Raw genomic sequence first — 20024 nt, 5'->3', positions numbered from 1 at the left:
TTAGCTTAACTGAGTGATCTATTTTGTCCTGAAGAGAACGTGTGAAAACTCAAACTAGTGGTATATGATTTATACAGCGAAGAACGGAAATTGCGTAATAACCGATATCTTTTCTAACGATTGTTGTTTTGAAAAAGAATTTGTAAATCCAACGGAAGATCATGAAGTTGATTGGAGCGGAAGGTGCTCGACTCCTGCGGGAATAGCGGGACAGGTGAGACCCCGCAGGAGCGCAGCGACGAGGAGGCTCACCGCCCGCCCCGCGGAAAGCGAGCATCCTGGAGCGGAAATCAACCACTACTCTCTTAGTAACAAAGTTTTATGAAATAGCCAAAATTAAAAAACAAGAAGGGAAGTTGAAACAATGAGTGGACTTTGGTACACAGAAAAACAAACAGAAAACTTCGGAATCACGATGAAAATCAAGAAGACTTTACATACAGAGCAAACGGATTTTCAATATCTTGAAATGGCAGAGACAGAAGAGTGGGGGAACATGCTATTTCTTGATGGAATGGTGATGACTAGTCAAAAAGACGAGTTCGTATATCATGAAATGGTAGCCCACGTTCCTTTATTCACACACCCTAATCCTGAGAAGGTATTGGTTGTCGGTGGCGGAGACGGTGGCGTCATCCGTGAAGTGTTAAAGCATCCAAGCGTGAAGAAAGCGGTTCTTGTTGAAATCGACGGAAAAGTGATCGAGTACTCCAAGAAGTATCTTCCGGAGATTGCTGGAGAACTGGAAAACGAGCGCGTGGACGTACAAGTGGACGATGGCTTCATGCATATCGCGAAAAGTGAAAATGAATATGACGTGATTATGGTCGACTCGACTGAGCCGGTCGGGCCAGCGGTTAACCTATTCACAAAAGGTTTCTATGCAGGAATTTCCAAAGCCCTGAAAGAAGACGGAATCTTTGTCGCACAGTGTGATAATCCTTGGTTCAAAGCAGATCTAATTCGCCAGGTACAAAGCGATGTAAAGGAAATCTTCCCGATTACCCGTCTATACACAGCGAATATCCCGACATACCCAAGCGGACTATGGGCCTTCACGATCGGTTCAAAAAAGCACGACCCAATCGAAGTACCGGAAGATCGATTCCACGACATCGAATCAAAATACTACACACCAGAACTGCACAAAGCAGCATTCGCCCTGCCTAAATTCGTTAAAGACCTGACGAAATAAGGGAATTTGAGGGACGGACCTCAAATTTCAATAAAGATTGCACAAATTCAAGTAAGGACGGGCCTCAGGAGGTGCCATGCACCTCCTAGAGGTCCGTCCCTCTAAAAAGAGAGGATGAACACTATGCGTTTTGATGAGGCTTATTCAGGTAATGTGTTTATTAAGAGTCATCCTTCGTATGAGGATAGCCAGGTCGTTCTTTACGGTATGCCGATGGATTGGACGGTAAGTTACCGCCCGGGATCCCGCTTTGGCCCGACTCGTATTCGTGAAGTTTCGATCGGTTTGGAAGAGTACAGTGCCTATCTTGACCGTGAGCTAGAAGAAGTAAAATTCTTTGATGCCGGGGATATTCCATTGCCATTCGGTAACCCGCAGCGAAGCATTGATATGATTGAGGATTATATCGATGGTCTTCTTGGCGACGGAAAAATCCCATTTGGAATGGGCGGAGAGCACTTGGTCTCATGGCCGGTCATAAAAGCGGTCGCTAAGAAATACCCGGACCTTGCGATCATCCATATGGATGCTCACACAGATCTTCGTGAAGATTATGAAGGGGAGCCATTATCTCATTCCACTCCAATCCGCAAAATCGCTGAGCATATCGGACCAAAGAATGTCTATTCTTTCGGAATCCGTTCCGGGATGAAAGAAGAATTCCAATGGGCGAAAGAAAACGGCATGCACATTTCAAAATTCGAAGTGCTTGAGCCGTTGAAGGAAATTCTTCCGCAGCTTGCAGGACGTCCTGTATATGTGACGATTGATATTGACGTGCTGGACCCTGCCCACGCTCCTGGTACAGGAACCGTGGATTGCGGCGGGATTACGTCTAGAGAATTACTGGCATCGATCCATGCCATCGCACACTCTGACGTGAATGTAGTCGGTGCAGACCTTGTAGAAGTCGCTCCAATCTATGATCCATCAGAGCAAACAGCCAATACAGCCAGTAAGCTGATTCGCGAGATGCTCCTGGGATGGGTAAAATAAACAGCACAGTCTCTTCTGTTTGACGGAAGGGGCTTTTCTTTTACCATAAATCCGCTTACATCCACTCCCGAAATTGAAAACTCACCGTGTTCCATTGCATTTTCACACAATACTTCTTATACTTAATTAGTTAGAAGGAAGGGACGTCTAAAAGAGGGACGGACCTATCACTTGATCGGACCCTAATATAGAAAAGGATGTGAGTGGTTTGACGGCAAAAACAGATTACACCCCTGTCAAAGTTCACTTGAAAACCAAAATCACAATAGGAGAGGAAAGTGACTCTTTTGAACTGGTATCATTTGGTCGATACTATGAAAAAGGAGATGCCGTTTTCCTGAAGTACGATGAGGTGCAAGAGGAAGGAACCACCCATACGATTGTTAAAGTCTCGGACCAGCAAGCTCTCATTCTCAGAAACGGTGCAGTGAAAATGAGAATGGCCTTTAACGAACGGGAGGAACAAAATGGTTCTTATGAAAGCCAGATGGGTACTCTCTTACTTACAACCAAAACAAAGAAACTTTCACATACACAAAGTGACTCCAAGCTGGAAGGGAATTTCAACCTTTCATACGAGTTAAAGATGCAAGACAGTCCAGTAGGGGATTATGTTATGTCCATTCACTATAAGGAGGAAGCATAGACGCATGAATATTGTCGAAAAAGTACAAGAAAACCTGAAATCCGAAATAAAGGCAGCGGTCCTGAAAGCGGGACTCGCAACAGAGGATCAGATTCCTGATGTTATCCTAGAAATCCCGAAAGAAAAATCCCACGGTGACTACTCTACCAATATGGCGATGCAGCTTGCACGCGTAGCGAAAAAGGCGCCGCGCATGATCGCGGAGGACATTATGGCGAACTTCGACCAGTCCAAGGCTTCCATTGAAAAAATGGAGATCGCAGGGCCTGGATTCATTAACTTCTACATGAATAATGAATACCTGACCGATTTGATTCCATTGATTCTTGATCAAGATCAGGAATATGGTCAATCAAACGCGGGGAATGGCGAGAGAGTGAACGTGGAGTTTGTATCTGCCAATCCGACAGGTGACCTTCACCTTGGACATGCCCGTGGAGCGGCTGTAGGTGATTCCCTATGTAACGTTCTTGAAAAAGCAGGCTATAAAGTAACGCGTGAATACTACATCAATGATGCAGGAAACCAAATCCATAACCTGGCGATTTCCGTTGAAGCCCGTTATTTCCAAGCTCTTGGAGAAGACAAAGCGATGCCTGAAGATGGATATCATGGCGCGGACATCATCGGAATCGGGAAGAAGCTGGCGGAAGAATTCGGTTCGAAATATGCGGAAGTAAGTGACGAAGAGCGCTATAAGTTCTTCCGTGAGTACGGGCTGAAGATCGAAATGGCCAAGCTTCAAAAGGACCTGGAAATGTTCCGTGTGCCGTTCAACGTGTGGTACTCTGAAACATCCCTATACGAAAATGGTAAAATCGATGCTGCGTTAAAAACATTAAAAAACAATGGTCACGTTTATGAAGAAGACGGCGCGACCTGGTTCCGTTCCACTGAACTTGGGGATGACAAAGACCGTGTTCTCATCAAGAATGATGGAACGTACACGTACTTGACTCCGGATATTTCGTATCATCAGGATAAATTCGAACGTGGACATGATGTGCTGATCAATATTTGGGGTGCTGACCACCACGGATACATCCCCCGTATGAAAGCGGCGATTGAAGCACTTGGCTTTGACCGTGAAAAATTAGAAGTAGAAGTGATTCAACTGGTTCACCTTTATAAAAATGGTGAGAAGATGAAGATGAGTAAGCGTACAGGTAAAGCAGTCACTTTACGTGAGCTTGTAGAAGAAGTCGGCCTGGATGCCGTCCGTTATTTCTTTGCCATGAGAAGTGCCGATACGCATATGGACTTTGATTTGGACTTAGCGGTATCCCAGTCCAACGAAAACCCTGTATATTACGCACAATATGCCCATGCGCGTATTTGTAGTATTCTCCGTCAAGCAGAGGAGCAGGGACTCGCTTCAGATGACAAGATCGACTTAAAGCTGATCGGGACGGAAAAAGAAGTGGATTTACTGAAAAAATTAGGTGAATTCCCACAAATGGTTGCCGATGCTGCGGATAAACGTACACCTCACCGTGTGGCGAACTACATTAACGACCTGGCATCAGCTTTCCACAGCTTCTACAATGCCAATAAGGTTCTTGATGAAGAAAACCGTGAACTCACGACGGCTCGTCTGGCTCTTGTAAAAGTGGTTCGAGTCACATTACAAAACGCTCTTGCATTAATCGGAGTTGCCGCTCCGGAAAAAATGTAAACACGATAGATGAAGAAGGTCCGTCCCTCGGGGTGGACCTTTTTCTTATATTTCTTCAGCTTTAACGTATAATAAAGGAAGACGTATTGTTCAGGAGGATGTTATGAAAACAGTTATTTTAGCGATTGTGACCGGTTTTCTGGTTGGATTTATTTTTGCCCTATTTAAGCTTCCGATCCCCGCACCGCCTGCCTTGGCCGGAATTGCAGGAATCGTAGGCATCTATCTTGGTTTTAAAGCCTTCACAGCGATTCAGCCTTGGATTGAATCGGTATTCAGATAGAATTTACATACGTAGAGTGATTCCATTTCCGGTAGCTTCCATCAATCTTGAAAGTTACCGGATCCTGAAATAGACAAAATAAAAAAAGACGAACAACAAAGTGCCCATCTTTTCTCTACCATTCCAAAGCCCCGCCGCTAATCCGCTTCACTCCCCGTATCGTCGAAAGGTCCTCTATCAGCTTAAGCATGGCCAAATCCTTATGCTTTGCTTCAATCATAAAGTCAACGTCCTGATCAAACGTCTTGAGTGTTTTGAAAAACCCCTCTACGAAGCCCGCATCGACCAAATCAGCGTGAGAGCGGAATGCTTTTTCCGATTTCGGCGAGGAAATATGTATTTTGGGAACCAGATCTCTCTTTTCCCATGTGGCAAAAATCGCTTCAAGATAATCTTCTAAAGGCCTCTCACTAAGGTTGGCCTCGTGATGGTGGATATCAAGGACCATGGGGATGTTTTCCTTTTGACAAACAGCTAATGTTTCTTCAACCGTATAGGTTTTGTCGTCGTTCTCAAGGGTCATGATCTCTTTCACATGAGTCGGGAGAACTTTCAAATTTTCATGAAAACGTCCCAATGTTTCTTCCTTATCACCATAGCTTCCACCGATATGAATGTTAATGACAGAGTGATCCTCAATTCCCATATACTCAAGCATGCGGTAATGATAAACCATGTCCTTTACGGCGTTATCCGTTACATGCTGCCTGGGACTGGTGAACAGAGTGAACTGATTGGGGTGAAAGCTTGCCCTGATCCCAAACTTCTTGATCAAATCCCCGAGCTCCCTCCATTCTTTTTTGAAAGGAGTATGGAAGTCCCACTCGACTTCCGGATGAGTAGCTAAAGGAACCAGTGAGCTTGATAGTCGGTACAGTTCAATTTCGTGAGCTGCACACAGATACAGTATGCGCTTCGTATGTTCCAGGTTTAATCTTGTTACTTCCTGCAAGCGATCCATTCGTTCCTCTTTCGGAAGCTCGGTATATCGTTTGTAGGTAATGGTTTTGGCAGGGCTCGCGTCCCATAAGGAGAGGGAATTAGCAACAAACCCCAATCGGACTTTCATGTGGTTTCCCCCTAAAGTAAAATGGAAATGGATGAAGCGATCCGTTCCTTTATCCGGGTAAGTATGGAAACAGAAGCAAGGTCACTTTCGCTCAGCATGTCGGATGCATCCATATCCTTTGTCATTTCCTCTTTTAATGTGTGAATAAATTCTTTGTCGTAAATAAGATTGTTGATTTCAAGATTGATAAAGAAACTTCTTTTATCAAAATTGGCCGTGCCTATATCACAGAAATAGTCGTCTACGATCATTACCTTGGCATGGTAAAATCCGTTCATAAATTGATACACCTTTGCCCCTTTAGCCAGCAAGGTTCTAAAATAAGGGAACGCGGCTTCCTTCACTAACATATGATCGGCATTATTGGGAATGATGATCCTCACAATGACGCCACGATCCAATGCATTACTTAGTGCTTCCATTAAAATGGGAGTGGGGATGAAATAAGGAGTCCCGATGATGACTTCCTCTTTGGCATCATCAATGAATTTCTTGAAGAATTCCTCGATATTCACCCCTTCTGTCGGGAAAATCTGATGGGTTATGCTCCCTTTTTCAGCCGGAGGAAAGTATTTCGTTTCGTCTCTCAGGTCCTTTTTCGTCCCCCTGAACCAATCGATGCAAAATTCTGTTTGTAAGTCGTGAACACCTTCACCCTCTAAACGAAGATGGTAATCCCTCCAAGGGGACAGCTCGGGTATGTCATTTTCATCAATGTATTCTTTCCCGACGTTATAACCACCCAAATACCCAATCACGCCATCAATGACCGTGATCTTCCGGTGATTCCGCTGTTGGGAGGAGAAAAATAAGAAGGGGAGACTGACTTTTTGACAGAAGGCCACTTCCACACCAGCGTCACGCAACATTCTCACTTTTGATTTAGGCACATTATGACTCCCGATCTGATCCATTAACAAGCGGACCTCTACGCCTTCTTTTGCTTTATCCTTCAGTAATTCCATAAACCGTAAAGCAAAATGGTCATCTTGGACGATATAGAATAAAACATGAATGGAAGACTTGGCTTCTTTCATTTCTTTAAACATTTGATCAAAAAGCTCGGGACCTCTGGAAAATAACTTAATATGGCTATTTCGTTTTTCATAATCTCTTCTGGTCCGGGTCCGGATGAAACGACTTCTCCCCAGCTTAAAGTCGATCATTAACCAGCCTATGACGCCAACTATTAATAACAGTAGGATGAACCACCACATATAATCACTCTCTCATCTGCATTAGCATTAGTATGTCCTTAATTCTTACCTACGTTGCACTCTTTCTTCTTTTACCTTAAATGATTCGTATTGAAACCTGTGGGGGGTACAAAAAGTCCTGGTTACTTCCGATGAATGAATGGCTATTCATGTAAAGGTTTTCATTTTTCTTGTTAAAAACCATTGACTGAATGCTCATTCATAATATAATGGATATATGAACTATTCAGAATATTAATTTGGTTTGTAAAAGTTTGAACAAAGGGGAAGTTCAATTGAACCAAATAAGGGGGAGTGTTTTTCAATGAATGGGTTACTCATTCTCAATTGGGTCGCATTTATTCTTGTGACCGTTTACGCACTTAGTCTGTTTGTGTATGTAGTAAAGACGAGAATTGAATATATTAAGCTCGGAAAGAAAGTGGAGTTCGACCAGCGATTCAAGGAACGATTCCAGAAGATCGTGGTCAATGTCTTCGGCCAGAAGAAGCTCTTGAAGGATAAGAAGAGTGGAGCAATCCATGTCATGTTCTTCTACGGCTTCATTTTAGTCCAATTCGGGGCCATCGATTTCATCTGGAAAGGACTTGCTCCGGGAAGTCACTTGCCACTGGGGCCGTTATATCCCGGATTCACGTTCTTCCAGGAGCTTGTCACACTCATGATCCTGGTAGCGGTTGTATGGGCCTTCCATCGCCGCTATGTGGAAAAATTGGTTCGTTTAAAGAGAGGATTTAAGTCAGGATTGGTTCTGCTGTTCATCGGTGGATTAATGCTCTCGGTTCTTGTAGGGAACGGGATGGGCCTTATCTGGCACGGTGAAGAACTGGCGTGGACAGAGCCTGTAGCGTCACTCATTGCAGGAGCACTTGGAGCCATTGGAGAAACAGCTTCCATCGTCATTTTCTACGTGGCCTGGTGGATTCACCTGCTATTCTTACTGGCATTCCTTGTGTATGTTCCACAATCCAAGCACGCTCACTTAATCGCAGGTCCTGCGAATGTCTACTTCAATCGATTAGACAATCCTGGAAAGCTGAAGCCCATCGACTTTGAAGATGAGTCAGCCGAAAGCTTCGGGGTAGGAAAAATTGAAGAGTTCACGCAACATCAAATGATCGACTTCTACGCATGCGTGGAATGTGGTCGTTGTACGAATATGTGTCCTGCTACAGGAACAGGGAAAATGCTTTCCCCAATGGATTTAATCGTGAAACTGCGTGACAACCTGACGAATCACGGTGCAGTCGTTACACAGAAAAAGCCGTGGGTGCCGACTTTTGCCTTCAATGGCACGAAAGGGAATCAGCTGGCCATGGCGAGTGCGACTCAAGCAGCGGAAGAAGCGGCTGCAGGAGCTACTTACAGCCCTAGCCTGATCGGAGACGTCATCACAGAAGAAGAAATCTGGGCATGTACAACGTGCCGTAACTGTGAAGACCAATGTCCGGTCATGAACGAGCACGTGGATAAAATCATCGACCTTCGCCGTTACCTGGTCCTGACAGAAGGAAAGATGGATGCAGATGCACAACGCGCGATGCAAAACATCGAACGCCAAGGGAATCCTTGGGGTCTGAACCGTAAAGAACGTGAAAACTGGCGTGAAGCGAGAGAAGACGTTCATATTCCTACGGTGAAAGAAATGAAAAAAGCGGGAGAAGACTTCGAATACTTATTCTGGGTCGGATCCATGGGTTCATTCGATAACCGCAGCCAAAAAATTGCGTTGTCCTTTGCCAAGCTGCTGAATGAAGCAGGCGTGAAATTCGCAATTTTAGGTAACAAAGAGAAGAACTCCGGTGATACACCACGTCGACTTGGTAATGAGTTCCTATTCCAGGAGCTTGCAGGTCAAAACATCGCCGAATTCGAAAAGAATGAAATCAAGAAAATCATTACGATCGATCCGCATGCGTATAACATTTTCAAAAATGAGTATCCGGACTTCGGTTTGGAAGCGGAAGTGTACCACCATACCGAGCTTCTATATGACCTGGTAAAAGAAGGGCGCCTGAAGCCGAAATACGAAGTGAACGAAACAATCACCTTCCACGACTCCTGTTACCTGGGACGTTACAATGAAGTATACGATCCACCACGGGAAATCCTGAAATCAATCTCCGGCGTGAAGTTGGTTGAAATGGAACGTAACCGTGAAAAAGGTATGTGCTGTGGAGCAGGTGGAGGACTCATGTGGATGGAGGAAGACGCAGGTCACCGCGTGAACGTTTCCCGTACAGAGCAGGCACTTGAGGTCAGCCCATCGGTCATCAGCTCGGGTTGTCCATACTGCCTGACGATGCTTTCAGATGGAACGAAAGCGAAGGAAGTAGAAGAAACCGTCTCTACTCAGGATGTGGCAGAAATCCTTGAAAAAGCGGTATGTGGCGATCAAAAAGATCAGCCGGCTGCTTCGTAAAAAGAATATTATCCGTTTAATAATGAGTGTCGCTTCTCAGTAGTTGAACATCTAGGAGTGAAACCAAAGCCTCAACCTGCGTTTCACTCCTATTATTTTTCTACAATAATAAATTTAATAGAAAAATAAAAACTTTCTAAAAAATCATTACGTTCTAACTGAATATGAAGTACAATAAAGGTATATAAGGGACAAAAACTGTCCCTTCTCTTTTGGGGACTGGTTGAGCGAGCGTTCAGTCGAATATCAGTAAGTCCTATTTTTTTAAGAACAGTTGAAAGCGTATACAATTTGTTTTTGTCGAATCAAATCATTCAGATATAAGGGAGAGCGATTGAGATGGGAAAAACGGTTATTTTAGATGGAGCAAGAACGCCATTCGGTAAATTTGGTGGAAGCTTAAGCAGTTTTACAGCTTCAGAGCTGGGCGGTTTTGCCGTGAAGGAAGCCCTGAAACGATCAGGTATAAATGGTGAAGAGGTAGAGGAAGTGATCCTCGGATCTGTTTTACAAGGGGGACAGGGACAGATCCCTTCCCGACAAGCATCCCGTCATGCAGGATTGCCGTGGAACGTCAAAACGGAAACCATCAACAAAGTATGTGCTTCAGGAATGCGAAGCGTGACAATGGGTGACCAAATCATCCGTGCAGGTGACGGCGAAGTCATCGTGGCAGGCGGAATGGAATCCATGTCCAATGCACCGTACATCCTTCCGAAAGCTCGCTGGGGCTTCAAGATGGGTGATTCTCAGGTGAAGGACTTAATGGTTCACGACGGATTGACATGCAGCTTCAACCATGTCCACATGGGAACGTACGGAAATGAGACAGCGAAGGAATTTGAACTATCAAGAGAAGAGCAGGACGGGTGGGCATTAAGAAGCCATGAACGCGCTCTGAAAGCGACAGATTCAGGCATTCTGGGTGAAGAAATCGTCGCGGTGGAAGTACCACAGCGCAAAGGGGAACCAGTAGTAGTCAGTAAAGATGAAGCCCCGCGAAAAGAAACGTCCATCGAAGCTCTGGCCAAGTTAGGTCCTGTCTTCGGATCGGAAGGAACGATCACAGCCGGGAACGCACCAGGGGTCAACGACGGGGCGGCAGCCATGGTACTCATGAGTGAAGAGAGAGCTGCAAAAGAAGGGAAGCAGCCATTAGCCACCATCCTTGGACATACAGCCATTGCCGTCGAAGCAAAGGACTTCCCGCAAACACCGGGACTCGTCATCAATGAGCTGCTGAAGAAAACAGGCAAATCACTTGAAGAAATCGACCTGTTCGAAATTAACGAAGCATTCGCAGCTGTGGCCCTGACAAGCGGGAAAATCGCTGGATTGGACCCGGAAAAAGTCAATGTAAACGGTGGAGCAGTGGCCCTTGGTCATCCGATCGGAGCAAGCGGAGCGCGTATCATCCTGACGCTCGCATACGAACTGAAGCGTCGCGGAGGCGGTGTAGGAATTGCATCGATCTGCAGCGGCGGCGGTCAAGGGGATGCGATCATGATCGAAGTGGCGAAGCAGTAGGGGGATAGCACATTGTTGTACCAGGTACAAAGGTGCTTGGTTTGCTATTCGATTTTAAGGTTTCAGCTGTTAAACAACACAAATTCAACTTCTAACTAGATTACTAGTGTTAGCTATAACAAAGGGGAGAACAAAATGAACATCAAAAAAGTAATGGTCATCGGGGCAGGGCAAATGGGATCAGGAATCGCTCAAGTGTGTGCACAAGCAGGATTCGATGTCTACCTGAACGATTTGAAAGAGGAGTTTGTCCAAAAGGGAATCGGCGTGATCACAAAGAACCTGACGCGCTCCGTTGAAAAAGGAAGAATGTCAGAAGAAGATAAAACAGCCACTGTGAACCGTTTAACGGCTTCAACGGATATCAACGACGCGAAGCAAGTAGACCTTGTCATCGAGGCAGCGGTGGAAAACATGGATATCAAAACAAAAATCTTTGCTCAACTGGATGAAATAACTCCGGAGCACACGATCCTTGCATCTAACACTTCTTCACTACCGATTACAGAAATCGCTGCAGCGACGAAGCGTCCCCAGCAAGTGATCGGAATGCACTTTATGAACCCTGTACCGGTCATGAAGCTGGTTGAAATCATTCGCGGGCTTGCGACGACGGATGAAGTGTATCAAGTGATCGAAGACATGACGAAATCCCTTCACAAAGTTCCGGTTGAAGTAGAGGACTTTCCTGGATTCGTCTCCAATCGCATCCTGATGCCGATGATCAACGAAGCGATCTACACGCTGTATGAAGGGGTGGCGAGTAAAGAGGCGATTGATGAAGTGATGAAGCTCGGTATGAATCATCCAATGGGTCCTCTTACTCTGGCAGACTTCATCGGGCTTGATACATGCCTTTACATCATGGAAACACTGCACGAAGGCTTCGGTGATGACAAATATCGCCCATGTCCGCTACTTAGGAAATATGTGAAAGCAGGCTGGTTGGGACGTAAAACAGGCCGCGGTTTCTATTCATACGAGTAATAACGACGAACATCAGGGAGGAACCATTCATGGAGATACGATTCACGGAAGAGCAACAGATGATGAGAAAGATGGTACGGGATTTTGCCGAAACGGAAATCCAGCCGTTTATAGAGAAGATGGAAGAAGGACAATTCCCGAGAGAGATTTTAAATAAAATGGCGGAACTTGGCCTGATGGGAATCACGATTCCTGAGAAATATGGCGGCTCTGAAATGGATTTCACCTCCTATATCATTGCCATTCATGAGCTGTCCAAAGTAAGCGCAACCATCGGCGTGATCCTGTCTGTGCATACTTCAGTAGGAACCAATCCGATTCTATATTTCGGAAACGAAGATCAGAAACAAAAGTATCTTCCCAAGCTTGCGACCGGGGAATATTTAGGCGCTTTCTGCCTGACGGAACCCAGTGCAGGTTCGGATGCGAAAAGCTTGAAAACGAAAGCCGAAAAACGTGGCGATCACTACGTTTTAAACGGATCAAAAGTCTTTATTACGAATGGTGGCGAAGCGGATACGTATATTGTCTTTGCGGCAACGGACCCGTCCAAAGGGAGCCGGGGAGTATCAGCCTTCATCGTAGAGAAAGATACACCGGGTCTTGTGATTGGAAAAGACGAACATAAAATGGGTCTCCACGGTTCGAGAACGGTTCAGTTGACCTTTGAAGATATGAAAGTCCCGGCTGATAACCTTCTGGGTCAAGAAGGGGAAGGCTTCAAGATCGCCATGGCGAATCTCGATGTCGGCAGGATCGGGATCGCAGCGCAGGCATTGGGAATCGCTGAAGCGGCTTTCGACTATTCCACCGCTTATGCCAAAGAGCGCGTACAATTCGGTAAGCCTATCGCAGCCCAACAGGGGATCGGATTCAAGCTTGCTGATATGGCGACGGCCGTTGAAGGATCGAAGCTTCTTGTGTACCGTGCGGCCAATCTTCGTTCGAACAATATTTCATGTGGAAAAGAAGCGAGCATGGCTAAGCTCTTTGCTTCAAAAACAGCGGTGGAAGTCTCAACGGAAGCCATTCAGGTATACGGTGGATATGGCTATACGAAGGAATATCCGGTTGAGCGTTTGTTCCGTGATGCGAAGGTGACGGAGATCTATGAGGGTACGAGTGAGATTCAGAGAATGGTGATTGGGAAGAATTTGCTGGTTTAGTGGGATGGGGAGCTTGAGGTTTTGGTGGAGTGTCTTTAGGCATACATTCTGAAGCGTGTCAGGCACCCGATCTTGATAGTGATGTTTCGTGGCGTAAAGGGGTTTGTGGCATCTCCTGACTCGTAAGGGTGCCAGACCCGGTATGTAGATGATAAGAGGAGGAAACGAGATGAATTTTAAATTATCGGAAGAGCATGAAATGATACGTAAGATGGTGCGTGATTTTGCGCGGAATGAGGTGGCACCGACTGCTGCCGAGCGTGATGAGGAAGAGCGCTTCGATATGGATTTGTTTAAGAAGATGGCTGAGCTTGGCCTGACGGGGATTCCTTGGCCGGAAGAGTACGGTGGAATCGGGAGCGACTACCTGGCATACTGTATCGCCGTTGAAGAGCTATCAAGAGTGTGTGCGTCTACGGGAGTGACTCTTTCCGCCCATACGTCTTTAGCAGGCTGGCCTGTATATAAATTCGGGACAGAAGAGCAAAAGCAGAAGTACCTTCGTCCAATGGCACAAGGTGAGAAAATCGGGGCTTACGGATTGACTGAGCCGGGTTCAGGTTCGGATGCAGGCGGTATGAAAACGACGGCCCGTTTAGAAGGTGATCACTACGTATTGAACGGCTCTAAAATTTTCATCACGAACGGTGGAATCGCCGATACGTATATCGTATTCGCTCTGACAGATCCTTCTCAGCGCCAGCGTGGAACGAGTGCGTTCATCGTAGAGAAAGAATATGAAGGATTCTCTGTAGGAAAGAAAGAGAAGAAGCTGGGGATCCGTTCATCGCCAACGACTGAAATCGTATTTGAAGATTGTAAGGTACCAAAAGAGAATATGCTTGGGAACGAAGGCGATGGATTCAAGATTGCCATGATGACACTGGATGGCGGCCGAAACGGAATTGCTGCTCAAGCGGTGGGGATTGCGCAGGGAGCCCTTGATGCGTCTGTCGAGTATGCAAAAGAGCGTGAGCAATTCGGGAAGCCGATTGCAGCGAACCAGGGGATTTCATTCAAAATCGCGGATATGGCGACGTCCATCGAAGCTTCCCGTCTATTAACGTATCAAGCTGCGTGGCTTGAGTCAGAAGGTCTTCCGTACGGAAAAGAATCGGCGATGTCGAAGCTGATGGCCGGGGATACAGCGATGAAAGTGACAACGGAAGCGGTTCAGATCTTTGGTGGATATGGTTATACAAAAGACTATCCGGTAGAGCGTTATATGCGTGATGCGAAGATTACGCAGATTTATGAGGGGACGCAGGAGATTCAGAGGTTGGTTATTTCGCGGATGGTGACGAAGTAGGTATCTGAATGGGATTGTGTGTGTGGGATTTTTTTTAAGAGAATCTCCTGGTCGTCCTGAAGCGTGTCAGGCACCCGATGGATTCTGAGATGCTTCGTGGCGTAAAGGGGTTCTTATCATCGCTTGCGACTTTAGGGTGCCAGACCCGGTATGTATAGATAAGTAGTTATAGAGATAGATGACCTTCTGCTTTGTTGGGGGATGAGGCAGATTGGTCTTGAAGTGGGGTCAATGGGAGAAATGGATAGTAAAGGCGGTCGGTTGTTTTGAATAAGAAGAGGGAAGTTCATGCTTCGGTTAAGGATGAGCGTTTGGTAGAAAAGCGTCGTGATCAGATGATTCGCGGGGCCGTCTCTCTATTTAAACAAAAGGGGTTTCATCGCACCACGACTAGGGAGATCGCAAAGGCCGCCGGATTCAGTATCGGAACGTTATATGAATATATTCGAACAAAGGAAGATGTCTTGTATTTAGTGTGTGACAGCATTTATGAGCAGGTTCGGCTGGAGCTTGAGGAGCTGGATGTCGGAAAAGGGACACTGGAGAGCTTAAGGCTCGGCATCGCTCATTATTTTAAAGTGATGGACCGGATGCAGGATGAAGTCCTCGTCATGTATCAGGAGGCGAAATCCTTATCGAAGGACGCCCTTCCATATGTACTGCGTAAAGAACTTGAAATGGTGGGGATGGTGGAAGATCTCATCATTGGCTGTGTCGAGAGTGGCAAGCTTGAGCTTGATGAAAATCAGATCCATATGCTGGCTCAAAATGTATTCGTCCAGGGACAGATGTGGGGATTCCGTCGTTGGGCACTTCAGAAGCGGTTTACACTCGATGAATACATCCATCTTCAAATCGAACTCACTTTTGCAGGCGTCATAGGGTTTGAAAAACAAGGGAGAACAGGGGGAGTAATATGAGCACGGTTGAAATTTATAAACCAAAGCACCATGTTCGTTTTGTCACGGCTTCGAGTCTGTTTGACGGGCATGATGCGTCGATCAACATAATGCGTCGGATTATCCAGGCAAGTGGGGCAGAGGTTATCCATTTAGGTCATAACCGCTCCGTGGAGGAAGTCGTCAATGCTGCGATACAAGAGGATGTACAGGGAATCGCGATTTCGTCCTACCAGGGCGGGCACGTAGAATACTTCAAGTACATGTACGACCTTTTGAAAGAAAGAGGAGCATCTCATATCCGCATTTATGGCGGAGGTGGGGGCGTCATCATCCCGCGTGAGATCAAGGAGCTGCACGAATACGGGATTGCCCGCATCTTCTCACCTGAAGACGGTCGAAAGCATGGTCTTCAAGGAATGATCAACAACATGATCGAGGAATGTGATTTCCCGACGATCAAGGGAAGCGTGGATCAAGAGGTTGAAAAGCTTTCTACTGGAAATGTTAACACGGTTTCGAAGCTGATTTCACTTGCCGAGTATCAAGTCGGAGCAAATGAAGAAGTGGCGGCGACGGCCCAAACCGTTTTCTCTGAAATCAAGAGCTTAGCGAAAAAAGCTCCGGTACTGGGGATCACCGGTACGGGTGGAGCGGGGAAGAGTTCCTTGACGGATGAGCTGATCCGCCGTTTCATCAACGAGCTTCCTGAAAAGAAAATCGCGATCCTATCCATCGATCCCACGAAACAAAAAACAGGCGGAGCCCTTCTTGGGGACCGCATTCGTATGAATGCCATCTTCAATCCTCGCGTCTATATGCGAAGTCTTGCTACCCGTGGGTCGAAAACGGAGCTTTCACTCGCCATCAAGGATGCCATCAATGTGGTCAAAGCGGCAGGCTATGATCTGATCGTCGTTGAAACGAGCGGGATCGGTCAGGGGGATGCGGAAATCGCTGAAATCTGTGATATGTCCATGTATGTCATGACAAGTGAATTCGGTGCTCCGTCCCAGCTTGAGAAAATCGATATGATTGATTTTGCCGATCTTATTGTCATCAATAAATTTGAGCGCAAAGGCTCAGAGGATGCAAGACGCCAGGTACAGAAGCAGTATCAGCGCAGCCACTTGCTTTTTGATAATGACTTAGATGACATGCCGGTATACGGAACGATTGCCAGCCAGTTCAACGATCCGGGTACAAACGCGTTGTTCGCAGCGGTCGTGGAAACCGTGAACAAGAAAATGGAACTCGATTGGAAAACAAGCTTCTCCAAAGACGTCGATGTGGAAAAGCAAAACGTCATCATTCCAAACAATCGCCGTTACTATCTGCGTGAGATTGCTGAAACGGTCCGGAACTATCATAAAAAAGCCGAAGAGCAGGTGAACCTCGCCCGCAGATTGTTCCAATTGGAAGGAGCAATCGAAGCCGTTAACGAAAAGGAAACGAATGATGGGGTCCTAACATCCCTTCAGACGTTGAAAGATGAAGTCGAAAATAAATTAACAGCTGAGTCAAAACGGATATTAGAGAAATGGGATTCTTTAAAAGAAACCTACAGTAAAGATCAATTCATCACAAAAATCCGTGATAAAGAAATCGTCACTGAGTTAAAGACAAAGAGCTTATCTGGACTCGATATTCCCAAAGTATCCCTTCCAAAATACAAAGACTACGGCCAGATTCTGGATTGGGTATACAAAGAAAATGTCCCAGGCTCGTTCCCGTACACAGCAGGAGTGTTTCCTTTTAAACGAAAAGGGGAAGATCCGAAGCGTCAGTTTGCCGGTGAAGGGACTCCTGAACGGACGAATCGCCGTTTCCATTATCTTTCTAAGGATGATGATGCGAAGCGCCTGAGTACAGCCTTTGACTCTGTAACCTTATATGGTGAAGATCCGGATCACCGTCCTGACATTTACGGAAAAGTCGGGGAGAGCGGAGTGAGCATCTGTACGCTCGAAGACATGAAGAAGCTATACGCAGGCTTTGACCTGTGTGCGCCTTCTACGTCGGTATCCATGACAATAAATGGTCCGGCTCCGATCATCCTTGCCATGTATATGAACACGGCAATCGATCAGCAGATCCGCATGAAGGAAGAAGAGCTCGACCGCGTGTTGACGGTGGAAGAATATGTGGAAGTGAAGGAACAGACGCTGCAAGTCGTCCGCGGAACCGTGCAGGCAGATATTTTAAAAGAAGATCAAGGACAAAACACATGTATCTTCTCGACTGAATTCGCCCTGCGCATGATGGGGGACATCCAGCAGTACTTCATCGATCATAAAGTACGAAACTATTACTCTGTATCGATTTCCGGCTACCATATTGCGGAAGCGGGAGCCAATCCGATTTCACAGCTTGCCTTCACACTGGCGAACGGGTTCACGTACGTTGAATACTATTTAAGCCGAGGAATGGACATCAATGCGTTTGCCCCGAACTTATCGTTCTTCTTCTCGAATGGCCTGGACCCTGAGTATACGGTGATCGGCCGTGTGGCACGCCGCATTTGGTCAACGGTGATGCGTGATAAATACGGCGCCAATGAGAGAAGTCAAAAGTTGAAGTATCATATTCAAACATCGGGTCGCTCCCTGCATGCCCAGGAGATTGACTTTAACGATATCCGTACGACACTTCAAGCCTTGATGGCCCTGCAGGATAACTGTAACTCCCTGCACACCAATGCCTATGATGAAGCCATCACGACACCAACGGAGGAATCGGTCCGCCGTGCCATGGCGATCCAGATGATCATCACGAAAGAACACGGATTATCGAAAAATGAAAATCCGCTTCAAGGATCGTTCATCGCAGAAGAACTGACCGATCTTGTGGAGGAAATGGTCCTCACAGAATTTGATCGCCTGAATGATCGAGGCGGCGTACTTGGATCGATGGAAACCCAATATCAACGCGGGAAAATCCAAGAGGAATCCATGTACTACGAAATGAAAAAGCATTCCGGGGAACTTCCGATCGTGGGAGTGAACACGTACCTGAATCCAACCCCGCCTTCAGAGGAACAAATGGACAGCATGGAACTGGCACGTGCAACGAAGGAAGAAAAAGAAACACAAATTCATAATCTGCGAGACTTCCAATCACAACACAAGGACAAATCCGAAGAAGCACTGGCCCGCCTGAAACAAGCAGCCGTGGACGGAGGAAACATCTTTGAAGAACTCATGGAAACAGTGAAAGTAGCCAGCCTCGGCCAAATCACACGCGCCCTCTACGAAGTAGGCGGACAATACCGTCGTAACATGTAAAAAATCATCAAGAAAAAGAGACTACTGTAGGGGTGCAGTGGTCTCTTTTTCTAGGTGTCTCTTCAGCAGGGGGGTCAATAAACGTATCAATAACTTTGAACAAATAACGAAATATGTTTAAAAAGTCCATGAACAGTCTATCCTTTAAACAAAATCAACCAATTTTTAACACGATCTTAATAGTAGTCGGGTATCATTTCCTATATAATGAGAATTGTCAGATAAGTGAGAGGGTAAGAACGATACATACGTTTGGATGTGAGACTGTGAAGACCATTTTTCGTTATATACTATTAGCCATCATCCTATGCGCCGCAGTAGTACTATATCAATTGCAATTAGGAGCGATTCCTTTTTTTCTGCTCTCTTTCTATCTTTTCTTCGAAGCGTTTCGTGTGATTCGAAACGGTGAAAAAGAAGAGAAATGGGAAAGCGGCAGACCCTCCTGACCCCAGGTGTGAAAAAAATGCAAGAAAAACCAGATAGGTATAGCATAAAGTCTTTTCTATTGTTTATAATGATGAATATGGTTAGAATTGATAATGGAGAATTTTTGCCCTTTTTTACTCTACTTAGTAGAGTTTGAAATACAGAAAGGAAGTGCGTTAATTGAGTCTTAAGCAGTTATCCAAAGAAGAATTACGTCAAACATCATTCATTGAGTTGGCACATGAGATTTTAACAGAGAAAAAGAAAGCGATGCCTTTCGAAGACATAGTCAAAGAAATTAAAGGTTTGCTTGGAATTTCTGAAAAAGAGGTTCGCAGCCGCTTACTTCAATTCTATACGGATCTTAATGTCGAGGGACGTTTTATTGCCATGGGCGATAACAGTTGGGGATTAAGAGAATGGTATCCGGTGGATCAAATCGAGGAAGAAACGGTTCCAACGATGAAATCCAGCAAAAAGAAAAAAGCGAAGAAGAAAGTCGATGAAGATTTAGATCTTGAAGACTTCGATGATCTGGACGATGAAGATCTTGATTATGATGATCTTGATGACACGGACGATGACGATGATCTGACAGATGACGACGACGATGACGATGTAGATGCCGTTGACGCCGATGCAGATGAAGATCTGGACATCGATGAAGACGAGGAAGAACTTGAGATCGATGTATTCGATGAAGACGAAGAAGAAGACGAAGAAGAAGAGCTGGATGAGGAAACGGAAGATAAATAATCTTCCCCTCATATAAGCAACTGACGAACCTATCAAAAAGGCGCTTTTGGCCATTTTGATAGGTTTTTTTATGGTCTCGGGCCTTGTGTACCAGTGACGCCATTGATTGAAAATTCCCTCATCATTCTATGCTTGACTTCTTTCTTTGAGGAAGGTAGTATTTT

Annotated in this window: 16 protein-coding genes; 14 read left to right on the top strand and 2 right to left on the bottom strand. The window is 45.8% G+C overall.

The genetic code is table 11. The annotated features are described in order from the left end of the window. Positions 1–364: 364 nt before the first annotated feature. The 5 genes from speE to DET59_RS08540 all read left to right on the top strand — a co-directional run bounded on the left by speE (position 365) and on the right by DET59_RS08540 (position 4795). Positions 365–1195: a spermidine synthase gene (gene speE / locus DET59_RS08560; RefSeq protein ID WP_044340587.1), complete on the top strand. Its 831-nt coding sequence runs from the start codon at positions 365–367 to the stop codon at positions 1193–1195. Positions 1196–1318: 123 nt separating this feature from the next. Continuing rightward, positions 1319–2191, top strand: a complete 873-nt coding sequence (speB, locus tag DET59_RS08555) for an agmatinase (protein ID WP_113969272.1) — start codon at positions 1319–1321, stop codon at positions 2189–2191. Between the two features lie 208 nt (positions 2192–2399). Beyond that, complete coding sequence (locus DET59_RS08550) at positions 2400–2837, top strand: YwiB family protein (protein ID WP_258549616.1); 438 nt, start codon at positions 2400–2402, stop codon at positions 2835–2837. Positions 2838–2841: 4 nt separating this feature from the next. Beyond that, entirely contained in the window at positions 2842–4512 is a 1671-nt protein-coding gene (gene argS, locus DET59_RS08545; RefSeq protein WP_113969270.1) for an arginine--tRNA ligase, read from the top strand. Positions 4513–4615: 103 nt separating this feature from the next. Next, positions 4616–4795, top strand: a complete 180-nt coding sequence (locus DET59_RS08540; RefSeq protein ID WP_113969269.1) for a XapX domain-containing protein — start codon at positions 4616–4618, stop codon at positions 4793–4795. A 115-nt stretch (positions 4796–4910) separates the two neighbouring features. On the opposite strand, the gene uvsE is transcribed toward DET59_RS08540, so the two are convergent. Together uvsE and cls are read right to left on the bottom strand one after the other, a co-directional pair. Further along, positions 4911–5864, bottom strand: coding sequence for a UV DNA damage repair endonuclease UvsE (gene uvsE, locus DET59_RS08535; protein WP_113969268.1), 954 nt, complete (start codon positions 5862–5864; stop codon positions 4911–4913). 11 nt (positions 5865–5875) lie between these two features. After that, positions 5876–7081, bottom strand: coding sequence for a cardiolipin synthase (gene cls / locus DET59_RS08530; protein ID WP_113969267.1), 1206 nt, complete (start codon positions 7079–7081; stop codon positions 5876–5878). 304 nt (positions 7082–7385) lie between these two features. Between cls and DET59_RS08525 the strand changes: the two genes are divergently transcribed. The 9 genes from DET59_RS08525 (at position 7386) to rpoE (ending at position 19860) form a co-directional block, all read left to right on the top strand. After that, positions 7386–9503, top strand: coding sequence for a 4Fe-4S dicluster domain-containing protein (locus tag DET59_RS08525; RefSeq protein ID WP_044340580.1), 2118 nt, complete (start codon positions 7386–7388; stop codon positions 9501–9503). Positions 9504–9842: 339 nt separating this feature from the next. Continuing rightward, on the top strand, positions 9843–11030 hold the full coding sequence (locus tag DET59_RS08520; protein WP_113969266.1) for an acetyl-CoA C-acetyltransferase: 1188 nt from the start codon (positions 9843–9845) through the stop codon (positions 11028–11030). Between the two features lie 135 nt (positions 11031–11165). Beyond that, positions 11166–12017 carry a 3-hydroxybutyryl-CoA dehydrogenase gene (locus DET59_RS08515; RefSeq protein WP_113969265.1) on the top strand — a complete coding sequence of 284 codons (852 nt, stop codon included), beginning with the start codon at positions 11166–11168 and terminating at the stop codon, positions 12015–12017. A 29-nt stretch (positions 12018–12046) separates the two neighbouring features. Continuing rightward, positions 12047–13183: an acyl-CoA dehydrogenase gene (locus tag DET59_RS08510; RefSeq protein ID WP_113969264.1), complete on the top strand. Its 1137-nt coding sequence runs from the start codon at positions 12047–12049 to the stop codon at positions 13181–13183. 169 nt (positions 13184–13352) lie between these two features. Beyond that, complete coding sequence (locus tag DET59_RS08505) at positions 13353–14492, top strand: acyl-CoA dehydrogenase (protein WP_113969263.1); 1140 nt, start codon at positions 13353–13355, stop codon at positions 14490–14492. Between the two features lie 266 nt (positions 14493–14758). Then, on the top strand, positions 14759–15412 hold the full coding sequence (locus DET59_RS08500; RefSeq protein WP_258549615.1) for a TetR/AcrR family transcriptional regulator: 654 nt from the start codon (positions 14759–14761) through the stop codon (positions 15410–15412). Beyond that, a complete protein-coding gene (icmF, locus tag DET59_RS08495; protein ID WP_113969262.1) occupies positions 15409–18675 on the top strand; it encodes a fused isobutyryl-CoA mutase/GTPase IcmF in 3267 nt (1088 codons plus the stop codon). Before DET59_RS08500 ends, icmF begins: the two co-directional genes overlap by 4 nt. A 266-nt stretch (positions 18676–18941) precedes the next feature. Next, positions 18942–19124 (top strand): hypothetical protein, encoded by a 183-nt coding sequence (locus DET59_RS08490; protein ID WP_113969261.1) that lies wholly within the window; start codon positions 18942–18944, stop codon positions 19122–19124. Between the two features lie 160 nt (positions 19125–19284). Beyond that, positions 19285–19860, top strand: a complete 576-nt coding sequence (gene rpoE / locus DET59_RS08485) for a DNA-directed RNA polymerase subunit delta (protein WP_113969260.1) — start codon at positions 19285–19287, stop codon at positions 19858–19860. The last annotated feature ends 164 nt before the right edge of the window (positions 19861–20024 follow it).

Origin of the sequence: Rossellomorea aquimaris, assembly GCF_003315075.1 — a bacterium.
GTDB classification, from domain to species: Bacteria; Bacillota; Bacilli; order Bacillales; family Bacillaceae_B; genus Rossellomorea; species Rossellomorea aquimaris_C.
Note: the sequence above shows the minus strand (reverse complement) of the source record. Positions and strands in the feature narration are given on the sequence as shown.

What these genes read in the sequence shown, in the direction of transcription:
- speE (WP_044340587.1), top strand. Translation starts at nt 365, where the DNA reads ATGAGTGGACTTTGGTACACAGAAAAACAAACAGAAAACTTCGGAATC.
- speB (WP_113969272.1), top strand. Translation starts at nt 1,319, where the DNA reads ATGCGTTTTGATGAGGCTTATTCAGGTAATGTGTTTATTAAGAGTCAT.
- argS (WP_113969270.1), top strand. Translation starts at nt 2,842, where the DNA reads ATGAATATTGTCGAAAAAGTACAAGAAAACCTGAAATCCGAAATAAAG.
- DET59_RS08540 (WP_113969269.1), top strand. Translation starts at nt 4,616, where the DNA reads ATGAAAACAGTTATTTTAGCGATTGTGACCGGTTTTCTGGTTGGATTT.
- uvsE (WP_113969268.1), bottom strand. Translation starts at nt 5,864, where the DNA reads ATGAAAGTCCGATTGGGGTTTGTTGCTAATTCCCTCTCCTTATGGGAC.
- cls (WP_113969267.1), bottom strand. Translation starts at nt 7,081, where the DNA reads ATGTGGTGGTTCATCCTACTGTTATTAATAGTTGGCGTCATAGGCTGG.
- DET59_RS08525 (WP_044340580.1), top strand. Translation starts at nt 7,386, where the DNA reads ATGAATGGGTTACTCATTCTCAATTGGGTCGCATTTATTCTTGTGACC.
- DET59_RS08520 (WP_113969266.1), top strand. Translation starts at nt 9,843, where the DNA reads ATGGGAAAAACGGTTATTTTAGATGGAGCAAGAACGCCATTCGGTAAA.
- DET59_RS08515 (WP_113969265.1), top strand. Translation starts at nt 11,166, where the DNA reads ATGAACATCAAAAAAGTAATGGTCATCGGGGCAGGGCAAATGGGATCA.
- DET59_RS08510 (WP_113969264.1), top strand. Translation starts at nt 12,047, where the DNA reads ATGGAGATACGATTCACGGAAGAGCAACAGATGATGAGAAAGATGGTA.
- DET59_RS08505 (WP_113969263.1), top strand. Translation starts at nt 13,353, where the DNA reads ATGAATTTTAAATTATCGGAAGAGCATGAAATGATACGTAAGATGGTG.
- icmF (WP_113969262.1), top strand. Translation starts at nt 15,409, where the DNA reads ATGAGCACGGTTGAAATTTATAAACCAAAGCACCATGTTCGTTTTGTC.